This is a genomic window from Chryseobacterium caseinilyticum (assembly GCF_014837145.1).
GTDB classification, from domain to species: Bacteria; Bacteroidota; Bacteroidia; order Flavobacteriales; family Weeksellaceae; genus Chryseobacterium; species Chryseobacterium caseinilyticum.
This window is the reverse complement of record NZ_JACYFS010000008.1, coordinates 46,121-66,754: the sequence shown is the minus strand read 5'-3', so window position 1 is coordinate 66,754 and position 20,634 is coordinate 46,121. Positions and strand designations below refer to the sequence as shown.

General features: G+C 38.3%; 14 protein-coding genes. 2 read left to right on the top strand and 12 right to left on the bottom strand.

Annotated elements, in window-relative coordinates; genetic code table 11:
* Nucleotides 1-17: 17 nt before the first annotated feature.
* The 12 genes from IC610_RS17980 to IC610_RS17925 form a co-directional block, all read right to left on the bottom strand.
* The gene (locus IC610_RS17980) at nucleotides 18-875 is read right to left on the bottom strand and encodes an ABC transporter permease (RefSeq protein ID WP_191738074.1); all 858 of its coding nucleotides are present in this window, start codon (nucleotides 873-875) and stop codon (nucleotides 18-20) included.
* Nucleotides 876-1,029: 154 nt separating this feature from the next.
* On the bottom strand, nucleotides 1,030-1,890 hold the full coding sequence (rfbA, locus tag IC610_RS17975; protein ID WP_191738073.1) for a glucose-1-phosphate thymidylyltransferase RfbA: 861 nt from the start codon (nucleotides 1,888-1,890) through the stop codon (nucleotides 1,030-1,032).
* Nucleotides 1,887-2,339: a hypothetical protein gene (locus IC610_RS17970; RefSeq protein WP_191738072.1), complete on the bottom strand. Its 453-nt coding sequence runs from the start codon at nucleotides 2,337-2,339 to the stop codon at nucleotides 1,887-1,889. Before IC610_RS17970 ends, rfbA begins: the two co-directional genes overlap by 4 nt.
* Nucleotides 2,339-3,418, bottom strand: a complete 1,080-nt coding sequence (gene rfbB / locus IC610_RS17965; RefSeq protein WP_191738071.1) for a dTDP-glucose 4,6-dehydratase — start codon at nucleotides 3,416-3,418, stop codon at nucleotides 2,339-2,341. Before rfbB ends, IC610_RS17970 begins: the two co-directional genes overlap by 1 nt.
* 282 nt (nucleotides 3,419-3,700) lie before the next feature.
* Nucleotides 3,701-5,029, bottom strand: coding sequence for a UDP-glucose dehydrogenase family protein (locus IC610_RS17960; protein WP_191738070.1), 1,329 nt, complete (start codon nucleotides 5,027-5,029; stop codon nucleotides 3,701-3,703).
* 149 nt (nucleotides 5,030-5,178) lie between these two features.
* Nucleotides 5,179-6,543, bottom strand: coding sequence for a tetratricopeptide repeat protein (locus tag IC610_RS17955; protein ID WP_191738069.1), 1,365 nt, complete (start codon nucleotides 6,541-6,543; stop codon nucleotides 5,179-5,181).
* 311 nt (nucleotides 6,544-6,854) lie between these two features.
* Nucleotides 6,855-7,328 carry a hypothetical protein gene (locus tag IC610_RS17950; protein WP_191738068.1) on the bottom strand — a complete coding sequence of 158 codons (474 nt, stop codon included), beginning with the start codon at nucleotides 7,326-7,328 and terminating at the stop codon, nucleotides 6,855-6,857.
* Between the two features lie 39 nt (nucleotides 7,329-7,367).
* Nucleotides 7,368-8,000, bottom strand: coding sequence for a hypothetical protein (locus tag IC610_RS17945; RefSeq protein WP_191738067.1), 633 nt, complete (start codon nucleotides 7,998-8,000; stop codon nucleotides 7,368-7,370).
* Between the two features lie 113 nt (nucleotides 8,001-8,113).
* Complete coding sequence (locus IC610_RS17940) at nucleotides 8,114-13,171, bottom strand: GEVED domain-containing protein (RefSeq protein WP_191738066.1); 5,058 nt, start codon at nucleotides 13,169-13,171, stop codon at nucleotides 8,114-8,116.
* Between the two features lie 332 nt (nucleotides 13,172-13,503).
* Entirely contained in the window at nucleotides 13,504-14,124 is a 621-nt protein-coding gene (locus IC610_RS17935; protein ID WP_191738065.1) for a hypothetical protein, read from the bottom strand.
* Between the two features lie 854 nt (nucleotides 14,125-14,978).
* Entirely contained in the window at nucleotides 14,979-15,467 is a 489-nt protein-coding gene (locus IC610_RS17930) for an Hcp family type VI secretion system effector (protein WP_191738064.1), read from the bottom strand.
* A 279-nt stretch (nucleotides 15,468-15,746) separates the two neighbouring features.
* On the bottom strand, nucleotides 15,747-18,500 hold the full coding sequence (locus IC610_RS17925; protein WP_191738063.1) for a fibronectin type III domain-containing protein: 2,754 nt from the start codon (nucleotides 18,498-18,500) through the stop codon (nucleotides 15,747-15,749).
* A gap of 305 nt (nucleotides 18,501-18,805) precedes the next feature.
* Here IC610_RS17925 and rimP point away from each other — a divergent pair, with 305 nt between their 5' ends.
* Together rimP and nusA are read left to right on the top strand one after the other, a co-directional pair.
* Entirely contained in the window at nucleotides 18,806-19,273 is a 468-nt protein-coding gene (rimP, locus tag IC610_RS17920; RefSeq protein ID WP_191738062.1) for a ribosome assembly cofactor RimP, read from the top strand.
* Between the two features lie 70 nt (nucleotides 19,274-19,343).
* On the top strand, nucleotides 19,344-20,579 hold the full coding sequence (gene nusA, locus IC610_RS17915) for a transcription termination factor NusA (protein ID WP_191738061.1): 1,236 nt from the start codon (nucleotides 19,344-19,346) through the stop codon (nucleotides 20,577-20,579).
* Nucleotides 20,580-20,634 lie beyond the last annotated feature (55 nt).

The following is a 20,634-nucleotide window of genomic DNA, read 5'->3' as shown; positions in this document are numbered from 1 at the left end:
TTACTCATTACCCATTATCAAACCGTGTCGATGAAGGATTTTTCAGACTTATTAAATATAATCAACCCCAAAAATAATACAACGATAATGAAACTAAAACTCATAAGAAGTCTTGGCATATTGAAGTCTCCCGAGCCGATAAAGCCATATTTGAAACATTCAAATATCGGTGTCAGCGGATTAAGATCTGCAATAAATGCGTAGCTGCCTAATTTTTGTTTAACGAGAGTCGTAGGTAAAATAACAGGTGTGAACCACATAAAAAGACTTACACCAAAACCCAGTAAAAGTGACAGGTCACGGTATTTTGTAGTCAGTGAGGAAAAAATCATTCCCAGACCGAGTGAAAACAGAGCCAGAAAAATAATGAGCACAGGAGAAAACAGTGCCCAATAATTGGGCTGAACTTCACCTTTGTAAACAAAATATCCGAGAACTCCGAAGAATAATACCAACTGAATGCTTAAACGCATAAAACTCGAGATTATCGTAGAGATCGGCGTTACCAGTCTTGGAAAGTAAACTTTTCCGAAAATTGCAGCATTGCCTGTGAAAACTCCGGAAACGCTGAGCATTGTTGTACTGAAGTAGCCCCAAAGTGTGTTTCCTGCCAGATAAAATAATACCGGCGGAATGCCGTCTGTAGGTAAACTTGCTATATTTCCAAAAACGAGGGTGAAAACAATGGTTGTTAAGATCGGGTTGATAAAAAACCAGAGTGGCCCTAGGATCGTCTGTTTGAAAGAGGAAATAAAATCTCTTTTCACAAACATAAATACGAGGTCGCGGTATTGCCAGACTTCTTTTAAATTAAGCCGGAATAAGGAGTCTTTGGATTCTAATACATCTGTCCACTGTTGCTGTGGTTCATTCATTTGAGTGAGTTTTTCGTGCAAATTTAGTGTTTTTAAAAGTATAGAGCAGGAGGAGGAAAAGAGCCAAGGCAAAAGTAAAAAGATCCAAGTGTAAGTGGAGTTAATCAATAACTAAAATAGTATACCACTAACCCACTACTGCACTCGCTTACTGCTACTTTATCAGTTTCTTCAAATACTCTCCGTAGCCGCTTTTACCATATTTGGCAGCCGTTTCCAACAGTTTTTCTTCGTTGATAAAACCGTTTCTGAAAGCGATCTCCTCGATGCATCCGATTTTAAAATCCTGCCTTTTTTCAATAACTCTTACGAATTCTGAAGCATCATTTAGAGAGTCAAAAGTTCCGGTATCGAGCCAGGCCGTTCCTCTGTCGAGCACACCTACTTCCAGTTTTCCCTTGCTGAGGTATACGTTGTTGACATCGGTGATTTCCAGTTCGCCACGTGGAGAAGGCTGAATGTTTTTGGCAATTTCCACTACTTCGTTATCGTAGAAATACAATCCCGGAACAGCGTAATTTGACTTTGGCTGAGTCGGTTTTTCTTCAATGGAAACTGCTTTCAGATTTTCATCAAATTCTACCACACCATACCTTTCAGGATCGGCAACGTGGTAGGCGAAAACAACGCCTCCGTCCGGATTGGTTTTGTTTTTCAACAAGGTTCCCATTTCAGAACCGTAGAAGATATTATCTCCTAAAACCAAAGCAGCAGCATCGTTTCCGATAAACTGTTCGCCCAGGATAAATGCCTGAGCCAGACCGTCCGGACTTGGCTGAACTTTATATTCAATATTACACCCGATCTGCGAACCGTCACCCAAAAGTTTAATAAAACCTTCCTGGTCGTGTGGCGTGGTGATGATTAAAATATCTTTAATCCCAGCCAACAGTAATGTTGACAGCGGATAATAAATCATTGGTTTGTCGTACACCGGCATCAGCTGCTTGCTTACAGCGATTGTCAGTGGATAAAGTCTTGTTCCGGATCCCCCGGCGAGTATTATTCCCTTCATTTGTTTTTCTTTTTAGTGTGTTTTACATACATCAATATGTTATCATTGAGTAATTTACAATAGTAATAATTGCTAATGAAAATTGAATGTTCCTTGTCCAGGCTTCCGTCAATTGCTGTATAAAAATCATTGAGTTTAGAAATTTTATCATTTTCAACCCTTTTTAAGGAGGAGTATGTAAAATATTGAGCGATAGTTTTATAATCAAAAATCTTTTTTATCTGCTCTTCCTGAACATCTGTAAGTTTAAGTTCTTCAGAATGGAGCCATAGATATTCTGAAACGTATTTTTTTAAAGATTTTTCATAATTGCTTACTTCAATAAATTTATTCATTAAGGCGATTTTTACATCATCTTTCTCCATCGATACAGGAGGAAGTATGAGTTCCTGTCCAAAAGTAAGATGTCCTAAGGTGAGCAATATTAAAACTGTAATAGATTTTATCATCAAGAATATTGCTTTTCGTAGTATTTTTTGTAATCACCTGAAGTTACATTCTCCAGCCATTCTTTGTTTTCCAAAAACCAGTCAATAGTTTTTCCTAATCCCTGTTCGAAAGTAACGGATGGTTTCCAGCCTAAATCTTTATTTAGTTTTGTAGCATCAATAGCATAACGCTTATCATGACCCGGTCTGTCTTTTACGTAAGTAATTAATTTTTCTGAATGTCCGGCAGGGTTTCCAAGCTTTTCATCCATTTGTTTGATAAGCTCTTTTACCAAATCGATATTCTGCCACTCGTTGAAACCTCCGATATTGTATGTTTCTCCGGTTTTAGATTCATTGAAAATCTGGTGGATAGCTTTGGCATGGTCGATTACAAATAACCAGTCTCTTGTATATTTTCCGTCACCGTAGATTGGTAATGGTTTTTCATTGATGATATTTGAAATGCAAAGTGGGATCAACTTCTCAGGGAAATGGTTCGGCCCATAATTGTTTGAACAGTTGGATAGGATGAACGGCATTCCATAAGTATTTCCATAAGCTCTTACCAAGTGGTCTGAAGCAGCTTTTGATGCAGAATAAGGAGATTGCGGATCGTAAGGCGTTGTTTCAAGAAAGAAGCCTGTCTCCCCTAAACTTCCATACACTTCATCTGTGGAAACGTGGTAAAATAAGTTTTTTCTTGGCTCATTTGGAAATCTTCCGTGCGTGTGATCCGGGTTTAAAGTCCAGAATTCGATACAAAGATTCAGCAGGTTTGCAGTTCCGTTCACATTCGTATTGATGAATGCATTGGGATCTGTGATGCTTCTGTCAACATGAGATTCAGCGGCTAAATGCACCACAGCATCAGGATTGTATTTTTCAAAAACCTTTCTTAATTCTTCAGGTTTGGTGATATCTGCTTTTTCGAAAACATAATTGGGTTCGTTTTCGATGTCTTTTAGATTTTCTAAATTTCCGGCATAGGTCAGCGCATCAAGATTGATGATTTTAGAATCCGGATTGTTTTTTACAAATTCACGAACAACGTGTGAACCAATGAAACCGGCACCTCCGGTGATGATAATGTTTTTCATAGTGTTTATGCATTTCCTGCAGATTTCAGCTGCAGTTATTCATATTGAACCCTGCCGGGTTCCGACTTGTTTTTGTACTTCATCCATGGTTTCATCCATGGTTATTATTGTTGAACCCTATCGGGTTCTGAATATTTTTTTTGTCAATTACCACAGGTTTCACCTGCAGATATTAAGATTGAAACCCTTCGTCGATTCCAAACTTCCGGTTTCCGGTATCAAACCAGTTCATTCGCACCTGGCTCTTTTTACTTTTACCCTGGCTCTTCTGAATGACTCTTCTTACTTTTGCTCTGGCTCTCGCAAAACAGTTTTCCTTCCTATAGATTTATAGAAAAATCCATTCTGCTCAGGAATTTCCAGCGGGAACATGTTTCTGCCATCAAATATCGCTTTACCGTTCATTTTTTTAGCCATCATCTCAAAATTCGGATTTTTAAATTCTGGCCATTCTGTTGCGATAAATAATGCGTCTGCGCCTTCCAGTGCATCATACATGGTATTGGCGTAGGATATTTTGTCGCCTAAAAGTTTTCTTACATTTTCTTCAGCAATAAGATCGTATGCAACGATTTGTGCACCTTTCTCAAGAAGAAGTTTTATATTGTCTAAAGAAGAAGCTTCTCTGATGTCGTCTGTGTTGGCTTTAAATGCAAGTCCCCACACCGCAATTTTCTTTCCTTCAAGGTTTCCTCTGAAATATTTTTCAATTTCAGATACCAGAATTACTTTCTGAGAAGTGTTTACATTTTCGGTAGCCTCTAAAATCTGGAAATTAAATCCGTCATCTTTTCCTGATTTAATTAAAGCTTTAACATCCTTAGGAAAACAGCTTCCGCCATATCCGATTCCTGGGAAAAGGAAACGGTGGCCGATTCTGTCGTCGCTGCCCATGCCAAGTCTCACTTTATCGACATCGGCACCCACTTTTTCACAGTAGTTGGCAATCTCGTTCATAAACGTGATTTTTACCGCTAAAAATGAGTTGGATGCATATTTCGTTAATTCAGATGATTTCTCATCCATAAATATAATAGGAATTCCGGTATTGGTAAATGGCTGGTAGATTTGAGCCATAATATCTTTTGCTTTTTCTGAACTTGCTCCTACAACCACTCTTGCAGGGTTCATAGAATCTTCTACAGCAAAACCTTCGCGTAAAAATTCAGGGTTGGATACTACATCAAAGCTGATATTGGTTTTTGCAGAAATAGTTTCTCTTACTTTGTCTGCAGTACCAACGGGAACGGTACTTTTATTTACGATAACTTTATATTCCGTCATCATTTCACCAATATCATTGGCAACTTTCAGAACGTAGGAAAGATCTGCAGATCCGTCTTCACCAGGCGGAGTAGGCAATGCGAGATATATAACCTCGCTTTTATCCAAAGCTTCCTTAAGATTTGTAGTAAAAAACAGTCTTTCTGACTGTATGTTTCTGAGGAACATTTCTTCAAGATTCGGCTCATAGATCGGGACAATGCCCTGCTTCATGCCTTCTACTTTCTTTTCATCGATATCTACACAGTACACCGAGTTTCCCAGTTCTGCAAGTGTGGTTCCGGTAACCAAACCTACATACCCCGTTCCTACTATCGTAATATTCAAAATTGTATGTTTTAATAAATTTTGACAAAAATACTAAAAATACTTTCATAGTCTTTTAAATTAACAGTAAGTTGATATGGAAGATTGGTTATCTGTCTGAAAACTGTTTCAATCTGTTGAAGTTTTCAGTTTAAAAAGTATCAGATGTTTTACAGATTCTTCAGCCACAATTCCATGTTTTTGTCAGCAGGGATATCGAATTTGTTTCTTAAATTCTGTCTGCGGTTTCTTACGGTATTCACAGCTTTAAAGGTGTACAAAGCCACATCTTTTGAGGTAAATCCTAAGTAAAAGTAAGCGCATAATGTCAGTTCTGTTACACGGAGTCGGGAATCCTTCTCCAGTAATTTGGATACAACATCGGGATAAACCTCTGTGAAACGGGTAAAAAACTCAGGGCTGTTGTCTTTGGCCAGCTGTACTACTTCTTCAAAAGATTCGTTTACTTTTTGTCTGAGATCCTGTGTTTCTTCTTCTTTCTGAGAAAGCAGAATTTCTTTTTCTACGAGGAGTTCTTCCGTTTTGTCAGAATCTATTTTTCTTTTTTTAAAATATCTGTAGATAAAAATTCCTGTTACTGAAAGGGCAACCAATATTACAATTAATAAGGCTGTATAATTCTTCTTAACGGAAGTGTTTTCTTCCGTTTTTTTGTTCATCATTAAGCTTACTGCTTCATCTGTATTTTGTTTGTGGGCAACTTTTAAGCTGTCGTTAAACTGCTTATTTTTTTTTAAGTAATAGGTTTGCTTTTCTGTATCGTTCAGTGCTTCATATACCTTTGCCAATACTTGGTTAATGTCATTGTTTTCATTAAATTCAGCATTCTTTTCTTGTATGTTTTTTTCGGCTTTCAAATAATATTCTAATGCTTTATTATAGTCACCTTCCAAAAAACTACATTCACCCAAACCTAAATATTCACGGTCCAGATAATTGTCATTGTATTTTTTTCTTAGTGCAAGAGCCTTTTGGAAATATAACCTGGCAGAATCTTTCTGTTTCTTCTGTTCTAAAAAGAGATATCCTTTAATACTGTAAATGGTGGCATTGCTTAAGAACGTTTCTTTTTCCGGAAATTTCCTGAGAATATTTTCCTGTTTCTTAAAATAGTAGAAAGAAGAATCCGTAATTTCTTCCGCGTAATAGTGAAATGCTATGTCCTCATAGGTTTGGGCCAAATGTTTTAGTTCTACCGAATCTTTACTGTTTTTAAGTAAAAGAACATTTTTTCTGTTATATTCCAACGCCTGTTTACCTAGACCAAGTTCCATATAATTCCAGGAGTAAATATGGTTCACTCTGGCTTTGAATTCTTTTGGTTTTTTATCGAAATCAAACGTTATTATTTTGTTGAGATAAGTAATGCTCTCTTTTTGAAACTCCAGAGAGGAAAAACCATGAGCCAATTCTAAATAAATGTAAGGCAGTTTTTTTTTGTTATTCGTTTTTAAGGCAATAGATTCTGCTTCTTTAGCGTATTTTATCGTCTTTAAATATTCTAAAGTGACCATACCATTGTGTGCTTTTTGAATCAGCGAATCTATTTTTTTGTCACTCTCTTTCTGAGGGTCACTGCACGAAATGCATAGCAGAAACATGAAGAGTAATAATACTTTTATGTGAAAAGATTTTTTCAGAATCATTCAGTTTGATAAGTTTAGTTTTTTTAAAATGATGTCATGTAATAACATATCACAAATATATTAAATCAGGTAAATATTATATCACAAAGAAGCGGATAGATGTAAAAATCTATCCGCTTTAACACTTCTGCTAAACTTTAACAAAAGTGATTAGAATTTGATTTCAGTGAAAATTAAACTCAAATCTTGGTCAGATAAACTTTGTTTTCTCCCGCATCGGATGGAAAGTCAAAGTTTTTTGTTACACTCACTACGATAACGTCTCCCTGATTTAGGCTTTTCTGAATCTCATAAATACCTGTCGTAGGAATGGTTGATGAAGTAGCCGACGCTACTAAGATGTTGTTAACGTACACTGCGTATCCTAATCCCTGTGATGCTATATCATTGCCTGTCACCCCACTGGAAACCGAGATTTTATACACCCCATTTTTCCCCACAAAAGCTTTGTTGTTTTCGACTTTAAAGTTTTCAGGATGTGTACTCCCAATAGTCACCATCGAGAGTTTCATATTTTTCGTTGATCCTGTGCCTACAAAACCAATGCCCTCAAAATGTGCAAAAAATGGCGGTGTATTTTGCTGCCCACGAAGCGGATTGAAGAGAAATATGAAAAGAAGAAATGATAGGATTGAAATTATTTTTGTATTCATTTTTATTAAAATTACAGTGAATAAGTATTGAATTGTAAGCTAAGGTTTCCAGAAACTCCATACTGTTCCGTTGAACACAGCAAGTTGTCTCTTTGCAGTATCGTAAACCATCAGTCCCGGCGAGGGATTCTTTATATTCAGATGTGGACTTGCCACTTTTGGTAACACCATGGCCTTGTCGGTATCCGTCAGTACAAGAATTCCTGCAGTAGTATCGGTAGTACCGTTGGCTCCGATCGCAGCCTTCGCATTTTCCTGTTCTTTAATATTATCCTGTAGTGAAGAATTAATGGCATTGAACTGTGTAAAAACGACATTAGTACTGTTGGCATCCTCTACAGTTAAAGGAAAAGTAGGACTGCCTGTGAGGTCAAACCAGTTGCCTGCCTTTCTGTATTTCATCTTTTTGTCCGAAAGGTCAAAAATGATCGTTCCGTCGACCACTGTTCCCTGCATACCTCGGTAACCTGCACCCGTTGTTGCATTGTAAGCAACAGGATTTCCTGCAACAGTGGATACCCACGGTACAATTATTCCTTTTTGGTTGTCTGCATTATCATAGAATTCCAGAGAAACATTAGATCCTGCAGTAGTTGAGTTTTTGCCTATTGCTACCTGCGAAAACAGTGGAGTAGCCGACAATATGATTAATGTTATGATTAATTTTTTCATTGTATTACGCTTTTGTTTCCCGCACTTACTCTCCGGTTTCAGAATTTTTTAAATGTTAAAATTACAGATTTCCAAATTTTTTAAAAGAGAGTAAGCGTGAGAAAGTTAAATGATTAGTTAGTGGTGTCCGGACAGGTCTGAGTTGTCATGCAATGCCAGGCTGCTGCAGTTTCACCTTCTTTGATGGTGTAAACTTTTAAACAAGCTGCTTCCTGATCATAAACCATCATTCCTTCAATAGGATTTGTGATTGAACTTAAACCGGCAGTGGTAGCGACCCTGTTTACTACAAATCCTTTTTCTTTAGATTCGAGCGCCGTCCATGCACCGGAGCGCACCATGGGCCAGTTGCTGTTGCTTTCGGCAGCTCGCGCTAATGCGGTGATCCCATGTTTCGTTTCCAATGCAGTACCTGTAGCAGCAGGTTTGTAGCAGAAAGGTGGAATAAGACAAACCGCATCCTGAATAAGCGCGTTTATAGATGTACCTGTTCCCTGCCCTAAATCGCCACCAATATCGGCTGCTCCACCAGAGTTTACAACATTCGGAATTCCGTTGGCATCCCGGCAACCTGTACCAGCACAAAGATTTTTATTAAGTGCAGTAGAATTTGTACCAACAGATAAACCGGGAGCTGCATTGACGAGCATCGAAGAAGTGACATTTTCATCTCCTTCCAAAGCATCCAGACATCCGTCATTATCAGAATCCAGATCCAGATAGTCCGGGATGCCATCGCCGTCGGTATCCTTCAGACTGTTTGCAGAAGGTGCTCCCGAAGCTAAATTTACACCTCCTATTGATAAAGGTGTCGCATCTGAAACATCATTTCCTACTCCATACCAATCTGTAAAGAACGGCACATCACCTGTTGTAGAACTTACTGTGGAAACAGCGCCGGGCACAATACCATTTGAATTTGTAATTGTGGTATATGAATAGGAAGGATCTTGGCTGAATGGCGTCCATCCGGTTGTTGGGTTTCCATTATAAAGCATTTTACTTGTCTCAGATGTTCTTACAAAGATAACTAAGTCATTAGATATTGTCATCAATGGAGGAATAGTGAGCAGCGCAGGTCCTAATGTTGCTTTGGTGATATCCAAAATCGTTGTAACAGATGGGTCTTCTCCACCACTATACGGGACAACCTTTGTAAATTGCACCGCTTTGTTTGTTTCCACAATTTCAGCTGTATTCACATTCTGAATATAGTTATAGGTATCACCTGCATTTAATGTTGACATCACAGCGCCGTTAACTTTTATAAGCGTATTATTCTGGGTCGCCGTAATTATCATTTTCCCTTGGTGAGCTGAACTTTTTGTTAAAAATTTAGTTCCCAAAAGCCGATCAGGTAAAAGGTATTCCAACGTGTTATCACATGTACTTCCAGGACTGTTTGCACACGAAACTGCCACCATTACACCTACATTTTGGCTGGATGTGATTGTGTAACCATTTATATCCACAGTACCTCCTTGATTAAAAACATAGTTTTGTCCGTCATTCAAGGTGAAGGACGCAATTGTTGCACCTGCTTTATTTTTCACAGTCACTGCATTATTATTTACAGCGCTAATAATCGTAAGACCGGTGTTATTCTGAGCATTGCCAGTATAATAGTGCGTGTTAACGGTGTATTTTGTTCCCCATACTGATTTTGGGTAAACTACAGCTATATCCTGTGCAAAGTAAGGGTCTCCAAAAATTTCCTGTAAAATAGAGACAGGAGCAGAAGATGTAAGGGACACATACTTTCCGCTTGTTACCTGATTTAAAGGCCAATTGGGTACCTGCGAACTGCTTAAAGTAATGGGTAAAATTCCTGATACTGGTATGGTTGCTGTGGTAGCAGAACCATTGTACGGGGTATAAGTTACAACTGTACCAGCAACTCCTGTTACATATATTACCCACTTTTCTGCTGTAGTACCTTGGTAATTGACTGTATTATACAGTCTGAAAGCAGAATCATTAAAAGAAACGGGGCCTTCAGTGCTATTGAGAATCCCGTCATTATCCGAATCCAGATCATTTACATCTTTTACTCCATCTCCATCCGAATCCAGATTAGGATCCACTACTACTGGTGATGGAAGTGGTACCGGATAATCCTCAATCTCACCATTAGGATAGACCGTACCATGATTTCCTGTGCTTAAGCCATCTCCGATGGAGCGCTCATCAAATAATGGTGTTGCTGTATTATCTGTGAGGGTTGCCGTAGTAAATCGAAGTCTCATGTAGCTGCGTGCAGCTGATGTGTCAAAATAATATGGTGAAGCCCAGGTAAGGGCAACTGTTTGAGCTCCTGTAGTTCCTGTAACTGTAGCTGAGGTGTATTCGGAGGTGGAAAAACGGCCATCTCCGTCCATATCAATCCAGCCGTGTAGTGTCGCAGTTCCTGCTGCCGTTTTATAAACATTTACATTCACACTGTAGCTGGTCGTATTACTGTTGAATTGAGGCAATATTCCACTGATTCCATCTTCATCTGCTCCATCACCGTTTGTACCTCCATTATCTGCGCCCGGTACTACTGCATTCTTTCCGGATTCAATATCAAATGTACTTCCCAGATAAAGTGTAGCATCAGGAAGATGTCTGGCCGGTGTGATGGTAATATTATTATTAAACTCAAATGTATTCGGGGCATCTCCAAAATCAAAAACAGCATTTACAGACAGACGGTAATCCTCAACTTCCCCATTGCCAGGAGCTGTGCTGTAAGCACCTGTAGATAAACCATCTCCAATAGCCCTTTCATCATAGAAAGCTGTAACAGAATTGTCTGCCAAAGCGATATTAGTAATTCTCAAACGTAAGTACACATTTGAACTTGAAATCAGTCCTGTCTGTGCGGCAGTCCAGGATAAATTTACAGTGGTGGAATTATTGGGAACACTGATTGAAACAGCTTCTCCAACTTCAAATACACCATTGTTATTAAGATCAAGCCATCCGTGTAATGTACCTGTTGCTCCGGAAGTATTTCTAACACTGACAGGTAGAGTGAAAACTGAAGCAGGTGTTATGGTATACGATGCCGGGTTTATACCATCCTCGTCGGTACCGTCGCCATTACTTCCATTATTATCAGTTCCGGTAGCCACGCTTTGTACTGTACTTTCTACATCTGCAGTTGCACCAAGGCCTAATGCACCACCCGGTAACTGACGTGCCGGAACCAAAATACCTGCCGGCTGGTCGTAAGAAACAGGTGTATCGCCAAAATCATACACCGGAATGACGGCAACTCTATAGTCTTCAATTTCTCCTATTCCGGGAGCTGATCCATAGATACCGCTATTCAGACCATCTCCAATAGCTCTTTCATCATAATTTGCTGTAACACTATTGTCAGCCAATGCGGCAGAACTCATTCTAAGCCTCATGTACAGGTTTGTACCAATAGCATTTACGGTAGATGTTGCAGGCCACGTTAATGTAGCCGAAGCAGCATTATTGGGAACATTTGTAGTAACAGCTTCTGTACTTTCAAAAATGCCATTGTTATTAAAGTCAATCCATCCGTATAATATTTTTGGAGAACCTGTGGTATTGGTCACCAATATATTTACTGAATATGGTGTGTTTGGGGTAATAGGATTGGGCACGGTATTTATCCCGTCTTCATCATCCCCATCACCATTACTTCCGTTGTTATCTGCTCCGGCTGTAACATTCAGTGGATTGCTTTCAATGTCCATGGTTGTGCCCAGCATTAATGTTGTATTTCCCAATTGACGTGCAGATACCAATGTTCCGGCTGGCTGGTCGTAAGACAAAGGAGCATCTCCAAATTCATATGTATTAACCACATCAATCTGATAATCTTCAACCTCTCCCGTAGAATATGAACCTGCATCTGCAGAACTGTTGCTGGCAGCTGCACCGTTTCCGATACTTCTCTCATCTAAAGTGGAATCAGAGGTATTATCCAGCAGGCTGACCGTAGATAACCTGAGTCTCATATAGAGTTTCGTTGCTCCCGCGGAAATCAAAGAAGTCTGAGCAGGAGTAAATGTCACCGTCTGATTAGTGGTTCCTATTGAAGCAGGAATATTGACAGTTTGTACTTCTCCTGATTCAAATTTTCCATCTCCATCAAAATCAATCCAGGCATATAAATATCTTGAGGTGGCTGACGGATTAGTAACGGGAACTGAAATAGCATAAGGTAGCCCTTTTCTGATAGGATTTGATGCAGGTGTGAAAGCATCTTCATCTGTGCCATCACCATTATTACCGTTATTATCGGCTCCTGAAGGTACATTTGCAGGACTAAATTCAAGATCAGGGGCTATGCTTCCCAAAGATAATCCGGAAAGAAGAGAATGGTTAGCCGGAATAAAAACATTGTCTTTGCTGGTGTCATAGCTCACCGGTGTATCTCCGAAGTCATGAATTGGAGTTGTAATTCCTGCCCAGCTTGTTGCAATATTTAACCCATCCAACTGAAGGGTGGGGGCATTGGCAGCAGTACCTTGCCAAAGGACTACATAACTAAATGAATTATTATCGTTTCCGCTACCAGCTCCTGTGGTGGTATAAGAAACATCTGGTGTAGATGGCTCTGCAGCGGTAGCAGGATTTACGTACAATTTAACCAAATCGTTTGTTGTACCGGATACAAATTCATACTTCAAAACGACAAGTAAATTGGTGTTGAAAGGTCTTACAGTAGATTCATAGACTACAGTTCCGACTCCGGCAACCTTTTGAATACCAAAACTAAATCCTGAACCGTTGGATTTAATATAGAGGGCAGCATTAGTATTATTTAATGTTAAAAAATAGTCGCCTGTAGCATTTGCTGTTGTAACATTTACCGTGGCACTGGCGTATAATGCCTGTGTAGTTGCGTTTAAAGCGGTACTGGTAAATATACGGTAAACATCCTGTCCCGTATTAGACAGTTGAGTTTTATTTCCAATCCCATTTCCAATGGTGTTTGGATATAATAAATTTCCGGAAGATACAGATACTGCAGGTGTTCCAGTGCTTAGCTGAATCCAGTTAGCAGATGTAAGTGCTGTTCCGTTAGGGTAATTAAAACTCTCCGTTAAAAGGTTTTGCCCCATCATCTGAGGCACTCCGTAGAGTACCATCCACAATCCCAGCAAAAGCCGGATTTTTTTGTGTGGAAAATTGTAAAGGTTTTTCATCTTTTTTTTAATGTTAGTTAAATCTTAAATTTTAGTTCGGATTTTAGAAGTCAATATTTACGTTATTTAGTATCTGTGTTAATTACTAGGCTTCATCTTTACAAAGCACGCAGGTTTTTAAACTGGTAATAATATTGTATGCATCGTTCTTTAGAGTAACCTTGGCCTATTTGTTTTGCCTTTTCTATTGCACTATAAATTACCACGTCGAATTGATGGTCTTAAAACAATGAGAAAGGATGTGTGTCTACATTTATGTAGTTATGTGCTGGGAAATATCTGATTTCCCTTTGCTGTAAAATATACAGCAGTGATTTTTAATAATAAGGAATCTATGAAAATGCAGGAGGTGGCCTTACAGAATAAGACTCAGAATAGATCTTACCTGTGAAATGCGTAAGACCGTTTGGTATTTTCATTTTAGAGGAATCTAAAACATAAGTATGAAGGTAAGTAAAACCGATCTTAAGAAAATGTTTAAAAACCGGATTCTGTGTTTGGGCAAAAGCAGTGCTGTGATGCTGATGAGCACAGAAAGCGTAATCTGATTCAGATCCTGAAGTGAATGTTTCCTCATTTTTCGGCAGCTTGTGAGCCACTTCTTGTTTTGCGGGCTCAGCTTCTGCCTTTTTATGCTTTAGTTTTGCAGTTGTTTTGCTTTTGGAGGTAATGCGTTTTTCAGCATTACTGATTTTTACAATCTCAAAATTGTTTTCTGAGTATTCTGAAACTGTTGCACCTGACGTAACGTATATTTTGGCTTGCTCTAAGTTTTCAGTCTTGTTTTCTGTGACGATTTGTGCACCGCCGTTAACGTGAATAACGTTATCGTCTGAAAGATTCCTGGCACTGTGAAAATTAAAAAAACACAGAAGTGAAATACTCAAAGTTTTTATCCAGACAGATAAAAACTTTGAGTTGATGCTCTCATCATTTGTGTTGTTTATTTTCATGGGTGAATATCAAATTGATATGCAAATGAATAACACCTAAATAGATCAGGCAAAAATGGCGTACACTATCATTACCCCATTTTGTGTTAATGTATTGTTTACCAGTGATTAAACATTGAGGTCTCTCCTTTTTTGAAAAATTCCTTTTTTGAAAAATCAATTCAGTTTGTTGACGAAACAGTCACAAAGTATTTTTTCGAAAGGGATGTTTTTGGGTCAGATTTCGGTAGAGATTGACTTGTTTAGTGATAAAAATTTGGTAAATGATTTATAGAAAAATCCTTCAAAAAAGTATTTCGAAAATGAATTGAATACATTAAAAAGTGATGAAAGAAAATGTTTTTTTGCAATTTAAACTTTCTGCTGTATAGTTTTTTGATAACCAATTTTTTGACGGAAAAAGATTTTGCTACACATGTTTTTTTTAATAACCCGAGTCCTTAGTATTGAAATGTTCAGGCCTGCAAATTATCTCTCGCCGGACAAATTTCTGACAGGATTCCTTATTTTTTTGGATTTAATTTAAAAGAGCTGATTATTATGGACATGTGAAATTTTTATTTCAGCGAACCAGCTGAAGTTTGGCTGTCCTAAATCACCACATTTTGCTTAGTGTTGGAGTGCAGAATAAAAAATAACGATGCTGAAGTGATCTGTTTTTTGTCTTAAAACCTGCCCATTTTTTACTTCGGCTTGAAAGGCATGGTAAAGGCATGGTAAAGGCATGATAAAGGCATGATAAAGGCACCATAATACCACTGTAATTTTTGCTGAAAAAAAACAGAATCAAAACAGATGATGATAAGAACTGGAGATTTGCGTACAGAATTTTCCTCTCCTTATATAAGGTCAGTTCACCAATCATCCATTGCTGTGATAGAGCCGTCCATCCAGGTCCACTCAATTTTCTGATATGTAAATGAGATCTCTTCGAACTCTGTAAAAATGGCTAATTCAGGATTTTTGTTATTCAGCATCCTGAATTTTATATCCGAAATGCTGGCGTTGGTCAGCCTGATTGTATAATGTTGTTTTTCTTTTCCGATGCCGGCTGAGGCTGAGGTCTGCGGCGTCCAGAATTGAAGTTCAAACTCAGTTATAGCTTCATTATTTACCAGAGCATTATACAGCAGAGGACTGGCTTTGTCGGTTTCTTTGGTAATAATAAATGGTTTATGCATTCTCCTTCCTTTGGCGAGACCTGTCGCGGCGTCCCGTGGAGAACTGAGGTCGTGGCTCACGGCAATCACCTGAATCTTGTTTTCTTTGCCTTTTTGTGTTACAGATCCTTTGATGTCTCCCTGTTTCTGTCCTTTCAGTTTTAAATATGCATTTAGTGCCATGGTTATGATTTTAGTTTAGTTAAAATTAATCATAATTCTGATTTTCTGCAAAAAAATCAGGACTTATTTTACTGTAATTATTTCTTTTCTAAATGATTAGGCTTTGCGGCAACTGTTCTCAAAATAAGATCAACTGAAAAAAAATCCGCCCTGCAAAATTTACTGCAAAGCGGATTGATATTGATTTAATGATTTAATGAATCAGATATGTTTTAAATCTGAATTGAATTCAGCAATTGCTGAAAATAATATTATTTTAAATACGGACTATACTTTTGACTACTCCACAATCAGTTTTAAAGTAAATAATTTTCTGGTATGAACTTTCACGAAGTAAACGCCTTTCGGTAGATTTTCATTGACTAAAGTAAATTTCTGATCGTTCACATTTTTCGTTTCGTACAAAAGCTGTCTTGCAGCGGACAAAAGCTGAATTTTTTCGATAGGATAGTCGCTTTTAATGAAAGTAGGCTGTCCCGGCTTTGAAGGATTCGGATAAAGGATCACATTCTTTTCGGTGGAGCTGTGAGCTTCGTTTGTTCCCAAATTAGCGTTGATGACCTGAAAAGAAACTCTGTTTGAAACTTCTGTGTAGGAATCATTGGTAAACATCACCATGTAATAATTTCCGGTAGTTGTCGGTACACCGTTTACGTTTCCTGTGATGGTTTTGTTGCCCTGTGTAACGCCGTCAAAATAAGTATAAGACGTAAACTGATCGTTTGGAGTCTGTACAGATTGTGGGTAAATTCCCAGCCAGTCTTTGATGATTCCCGGAGAATCGGTCCATGAAGCGGTGATGTTTTCTCCTAAAGTATAGACAGGTTTGTTGATCCAGAGATCAGTAACAATATCTCCAACTTTAAAGAAAACTTTTTCTCCGATCTGCGTGTAGCCGTCTTCCAGAAGGTAAGTTGCGTAGTAATATCCTTTCGGCAATCCTGTGAAATTCTTAGTTCCTGCAGCGGTGGTTACATAGCTCCAGGTTGCAGATGGATTGGCTGATCCAGGAACCTGTCCCATTTTATAGATTCCGATCCAGTCATTCGTCAAATTCGGTCCGTTGGAGTAATTTACCACTACTGTTCCGCCTACCGGATAAGAATCTGCGGTAGTTTGAAGAACTACTTTTGGTCCAACGTAGAAACTTTTTCTTCCTGTAATTTCTGTATATCCGTTATTGGCAAAGAAACCTGCAAAATATTGTCCTTTTGTAGCAAGACCAGTATTGAAATTGGCTGTTCCGGAAGTCTGTCCGTTGGTGTATTTATATCCCTGAGATGTTACTGCGGATGGATTTTGTCCTTTTTTATAAATTCCTACCCAGTCCTGCTGATTTCCGGGACCGTCGGTGTAAGTGGCAAGGATGGCTTCATTCTGCAGATATTCTGTTTTATTTAAAGTTAAAGCAGGATTCGAAACAACACTTCCGGTTACTTCAAAAGATTTCACATCACTCCAGTCGCTCCATTCAAGATTACGGTCTCTGTATCTTACTTTTACATAATAAATCCCGTTGGTAATAGAGTTGGCCGCAATGGTGGCTTTCGTAATATCTACACCTGCATTCTGGTTTTTGGTGACATCAGGGTTTCCGTTTCCGTCTTTCCCGTACCAGTTTTCAAAATCACGGTAGAATTCTTTGTCAATCACAGAGAAATCAGCCGTTTTACTGATAAGAAACTGTGTCGTATTAAGTAATTCTGGAGTAGTGGTAGCAAAAGCGCTTCCGTTCAAAGTAAGTGGGAGTGTCACTGGTGCTGTAAACGTATTGGTGACAGATGGTTTAGACGGTTTAGCCTGATTTTTATATCTGTGAAAGCTGTCGACAGTCACGCTGTTTTTCTGCTGGTAAATACTTCCTATGGAATAACTTTCAATATCCATCTTTCCGGTGTTTACGTCAACTTCGATAATTTGGTAAGTCCAGTCTGTCAAAGTTTTTTGTACATCGTCAAAATCCTGCTCGTTAGACATTCCCCAATATTGATCCCACGCAGTTCCACCAGAAATAATCTGGTAATTGGGAGAATTTTTCAGTTGACCTCTGTGATAAAGGTGGTGGTGAGCGCCGATGTGCATTACATATTTATCTGAAGCTGTTAACATTGGTACGGCTGTATTTCTCACCCATGTAGAAATATCTCCTACATATTGTTCTGCCTGGTAAGGTCTGTGGCTTAAAGAAATAATCCACTGAACTGTGCTGTCAGTCGCTGCGGCTGCAAGAATCTGTTGAAGCCACTGTTGTTGTGCAGATCCGGTGTGTTCTGAGCATAAACTTACAAACAAAACATTTCCGGCCTGTTGGGCATAATAATTTTCATTTCCTGAACTGATATTTTTATAACTCAGCTCGTCAATGAAAAAATGTGCGTAGTAAGAACTCATTCCTAAAGTTCCATACGTTTCATGATTACCAACAGTGGTTTGAATCGGAAGATAAGGCGAAAGTTTTTGGTTTTTCTTGAAGTGTACATTTTCATAATGATCAAGTGTACCGACATCCACCTGATCTCCCACCATGAAAGTAAGAGCAATATTGTCTGAAGGATCATTATTTGCTCCAAATCTTTCTTTAATCTTTTTGTAGGCATGGAGGTTTAAAGAATCGTATCTCGGCTCGTTCTTTAACTGGTTGTCTCCCATAATCAGGAATCTGATTTTTCCGTTGGCAGTTACAGCCTGTCCCGGAAGTGGAAGCGTACGGAAATTGTACACTGCAGATTCAGAGGTTCCTGTTTTGGTTTTGTAATAATATTTTGTGTTGGGTTGCAGGTTGGTAATTTTCGCGGTGTGATAATAATAATTGTTGCTGTATCCGGTATCTGTAAAGATATTTGTGGTTCCGGTAACAGTAACGTTGAGGTTGGTGGGTGAAGTTCCGTAGAAAACCGTTGTCTCATTGTTGGAAGACGTTTTCCAGTTTACAATCATTGAATTGGGGGTGGGGTTTTGAAGATACGGAACTATGGTTTGCCCAAAGCATAAGCTTGTGACAAAGCAGCACAGCAGCAGTAGATAATGTTTCATAAAAGCGGTTTTAGGATTTAATTTTTGATTGGCCAAAACTACCATCCTGAGATTACGGCACTGTTACAAAGCTGTTAAATGATATTTAATTAAAGTGATGATTTTTGGCAAATGGCTTTTTTATTATGAATTTTAAATTAAATTTGAGGAAACGGCTGATATCTCGCTACATATATCATTCTGATAATTAGACTTATTTGTATTTTCTTAAAAAATATCTTATATTTGCACAAGATTTACGGGAAAAAATGGAAAGGCTTCGAAAAGAAAGCCTTTTTTCGTACTGTAAACCAGTAGTATAACGTATGGAGTTTAGAAAAAAAATTGAAGACTTATTAAATGAATTTCTCGCAACAAGAGAAGATCTTTTTTTAATAGATTTAAAAATCTCAACAGGAGACGATATCACGGTAATCCTGGATGGAGACAACGGAGTTTCGGTGCAGGACTGCCTGGATGCAAGCCGCGCGATTGAATTTAACATGGACCGTGAAGAGCACGATTTCAGCCTTCAGGTAATGTCTGCGGGATTGAGCGAGCCCTTGGTAACGCCAAGACAGTTTCAGAAAAACATTGGAAGAGAAATCGAAGTGATGTTTGAAAATTCTGAAAAAACTGAAGGTGAACTGGCAAAGGTAGACGGTGAAAAAATTACATTGATTCTCCGTTACAGAAAACCGAAAGAGGTAGGTAAGGGCAAAGTGGATGCAGTGGAAGAAAAAGAAATTCTTTACACTGAAATCAAAAAAGCACTGGTAGTAATTAAATTTTAACTAAAAAGGTGAACGGTTATTGATTTAAAAGAAAAATAATCATTCATCATTTATCAATTATAATACAGATATGGATAATATAGCGTTGATTGAATCCTTTGGTGATTTTAAAGACGAAAAAGGGATCAGTAAGATTGATCTTATGGCAATTATTGAGGATGCTCTGAAGACTCTTTTGAGAAAAAGATATGATTCTGATGATCATTTTGATGTAATTGTAAATCCTGATAAGGGAGATTTTCAAATCTTTTTGAATAAAACAATCGTGGAAGACGAAATGTCTGAAGATGATGATCTTGAAATTGAAATTTCTGAAGCAAAGAAAATTGACCCTACATTCGAGGTAGGCGAAGATTTTACAATGGAAATTCCTGTAGCTCAGCTTGGAAGAAGAAATATTTTAACTTTGAAGCAGATTTTGGCAACAAAACTGCAGGAGCACAACAACGCCATGTTGTATGAGCAGTTCAGAGACCGTATCGGGGAAATCGTGATTGGTGAAATTCACCATATCCGTCACAAGCACGTTATTCTTCTGGATGATGAAGAAAATGAGTTTATCCTTCCAAAAGAAAATCAGATTCCTTCAGATTTCTTTAAAAAAGGAGAAAGCATCAGAGCTATTGTTGAAAGTGTTGATTTTAAAGGTTCTAAACCGCAAATTATCATTTCAAGAACAGCACCTAAATTTTTGGAGAAATTACTTGAACTGGAAATTCCTGAAATCCAGGACGGAACAATCATGCTGAAAAAGGTTGTGAGAATTCCAGGTGAAAAAGCAAAAATCGCCGTAGATGCCTACGACGACAGAATAGATCCGGTAGGAGCGTGTGTTGGTGTAAAAGGTTCTAGAATTCACGGAGTTGTAAGAGAATTGAGAAACGAAAACATCGACGTTATCCAATGGGCAAAAAATCCTGAGCTTTTGGTAAAAAGAGCGCTAGGGAATGTAATTATCAATAAAATAGACATCAACGAAGAAACCAATTATGCATTGGTTTATACACCGGTGGAAGAAATTTCTAAGGTGATTGGTAAGCAGGGACAAAACATCAGATTAGCTTCTTGGCTGAGTGGCTTCGAAATTGATGTGTACAGAGAGGCCAGTGAAGATGATGACGTAGAATTGAAAGAATTTGATGACGATATCGAAGCATGGGTATTGGAAGAATTCAGGAAAGTGGGTCTTACCACGGCAAAATCGGTATTGGATAAAGATACATCGACTTTACTGAATATGGTAGATCTTGAAGAGGAAACAATTGAAGATGTGAAGAGAGTTCTGAAAGAAGAATTTGAAGACTGATCATGAGTTGATATCCTGATAAAAAGTAGAAAGTACTTTAATTTTAAAAATTAGA

Bases quoted from the DNA above. Each gene is read 5' to 3' on its own strand.
- IC610_RS17940 (WP_191738066.1), bottom strand. From the start codon at position 13,171: ATGAAAAACCTTTACAATTTTCCACACAAAAAAATCCGGCTTTTGCTG.
- rfbB (WP_191738071.1), bottom strand. From the start codon at position 3,418: ATGAAAAACATTATCATCACCGGAGGTGCCGGTTTCATTGGTTCACAC.
- nusA (WP_191738061.1), top strand. From the start codon at position 19,344: ATGGATAATATAGCGTTGATTGAATCCTTTGGTGATTTTAAAGACGAA.
- rfbA (WP_191738073.1), bottom strand. From the start codon at position 1,890: ATGAAGGGAATAATACTCGCCGGGGGATCCGGAACAAGACTTTATCCA.
- IC610_RS17970 (WP_191738072.1), bottom strand. From the start codon at position 2,339: ATGATAAAATCTATTACAGTTTTAATATTGCTCACCTTAGGACATCTT.
- IC610_RS17945 (WP_191738067.1), bottom strand. From the start codon at position 8,000: ATGAAAAAATTAATCATAACATTAATCATATTGTCGGCTACTCCACTG.
- IC610_RS17930 (WP_191738064.1), bottom strand. From the start codon at position 15,467: ATGGCACTAAATGCATATTTAAAACTGAAAGGACAGAAACAGGGAGAC.
- IC610_RS17935 (WP_191738065.1), bottom strand. From the start codon at position 14,124: ATGAAAATAAACAACACAAATGATGAGAGCATCAACTCAAAGTTTTTA.
- IC610_RS17925 (WP_191738063.1), bottom strand. From the start codon at position 18,500: ATGAAACATTATCTACTGCTGCTGTGCTGCTTTGTCACAAGCTTATGC.
- IC610_RS17955 (WP_191738069.1), bottom strand. From the start codon at position 6,543: ATGGTCACTTTAGAATATTTAAAGACGATAAAATACGCTAAAGAAGCA.
- IC610_RS17950 (WP_191738068.1), bottom strand. From the start codon at position 7,328: ATGAATACAAAAATAATTTCAATCCTATCATTTCTTCTTTTCATATTT.
- IC610_RS17980 (WP_191738074.1), bottom strand. From the start codon at position 875: ATGAATGAACCACAGCAACAGTGGACAGATGTATTAGAATCCAAAGAC.
- rimP (WP_191738062.1), top strand. From the start codon at position 18,806: ATGGAGTTTAGAAAAAAAATTGAAGACTTATTAAATGAATTTCTCGCA.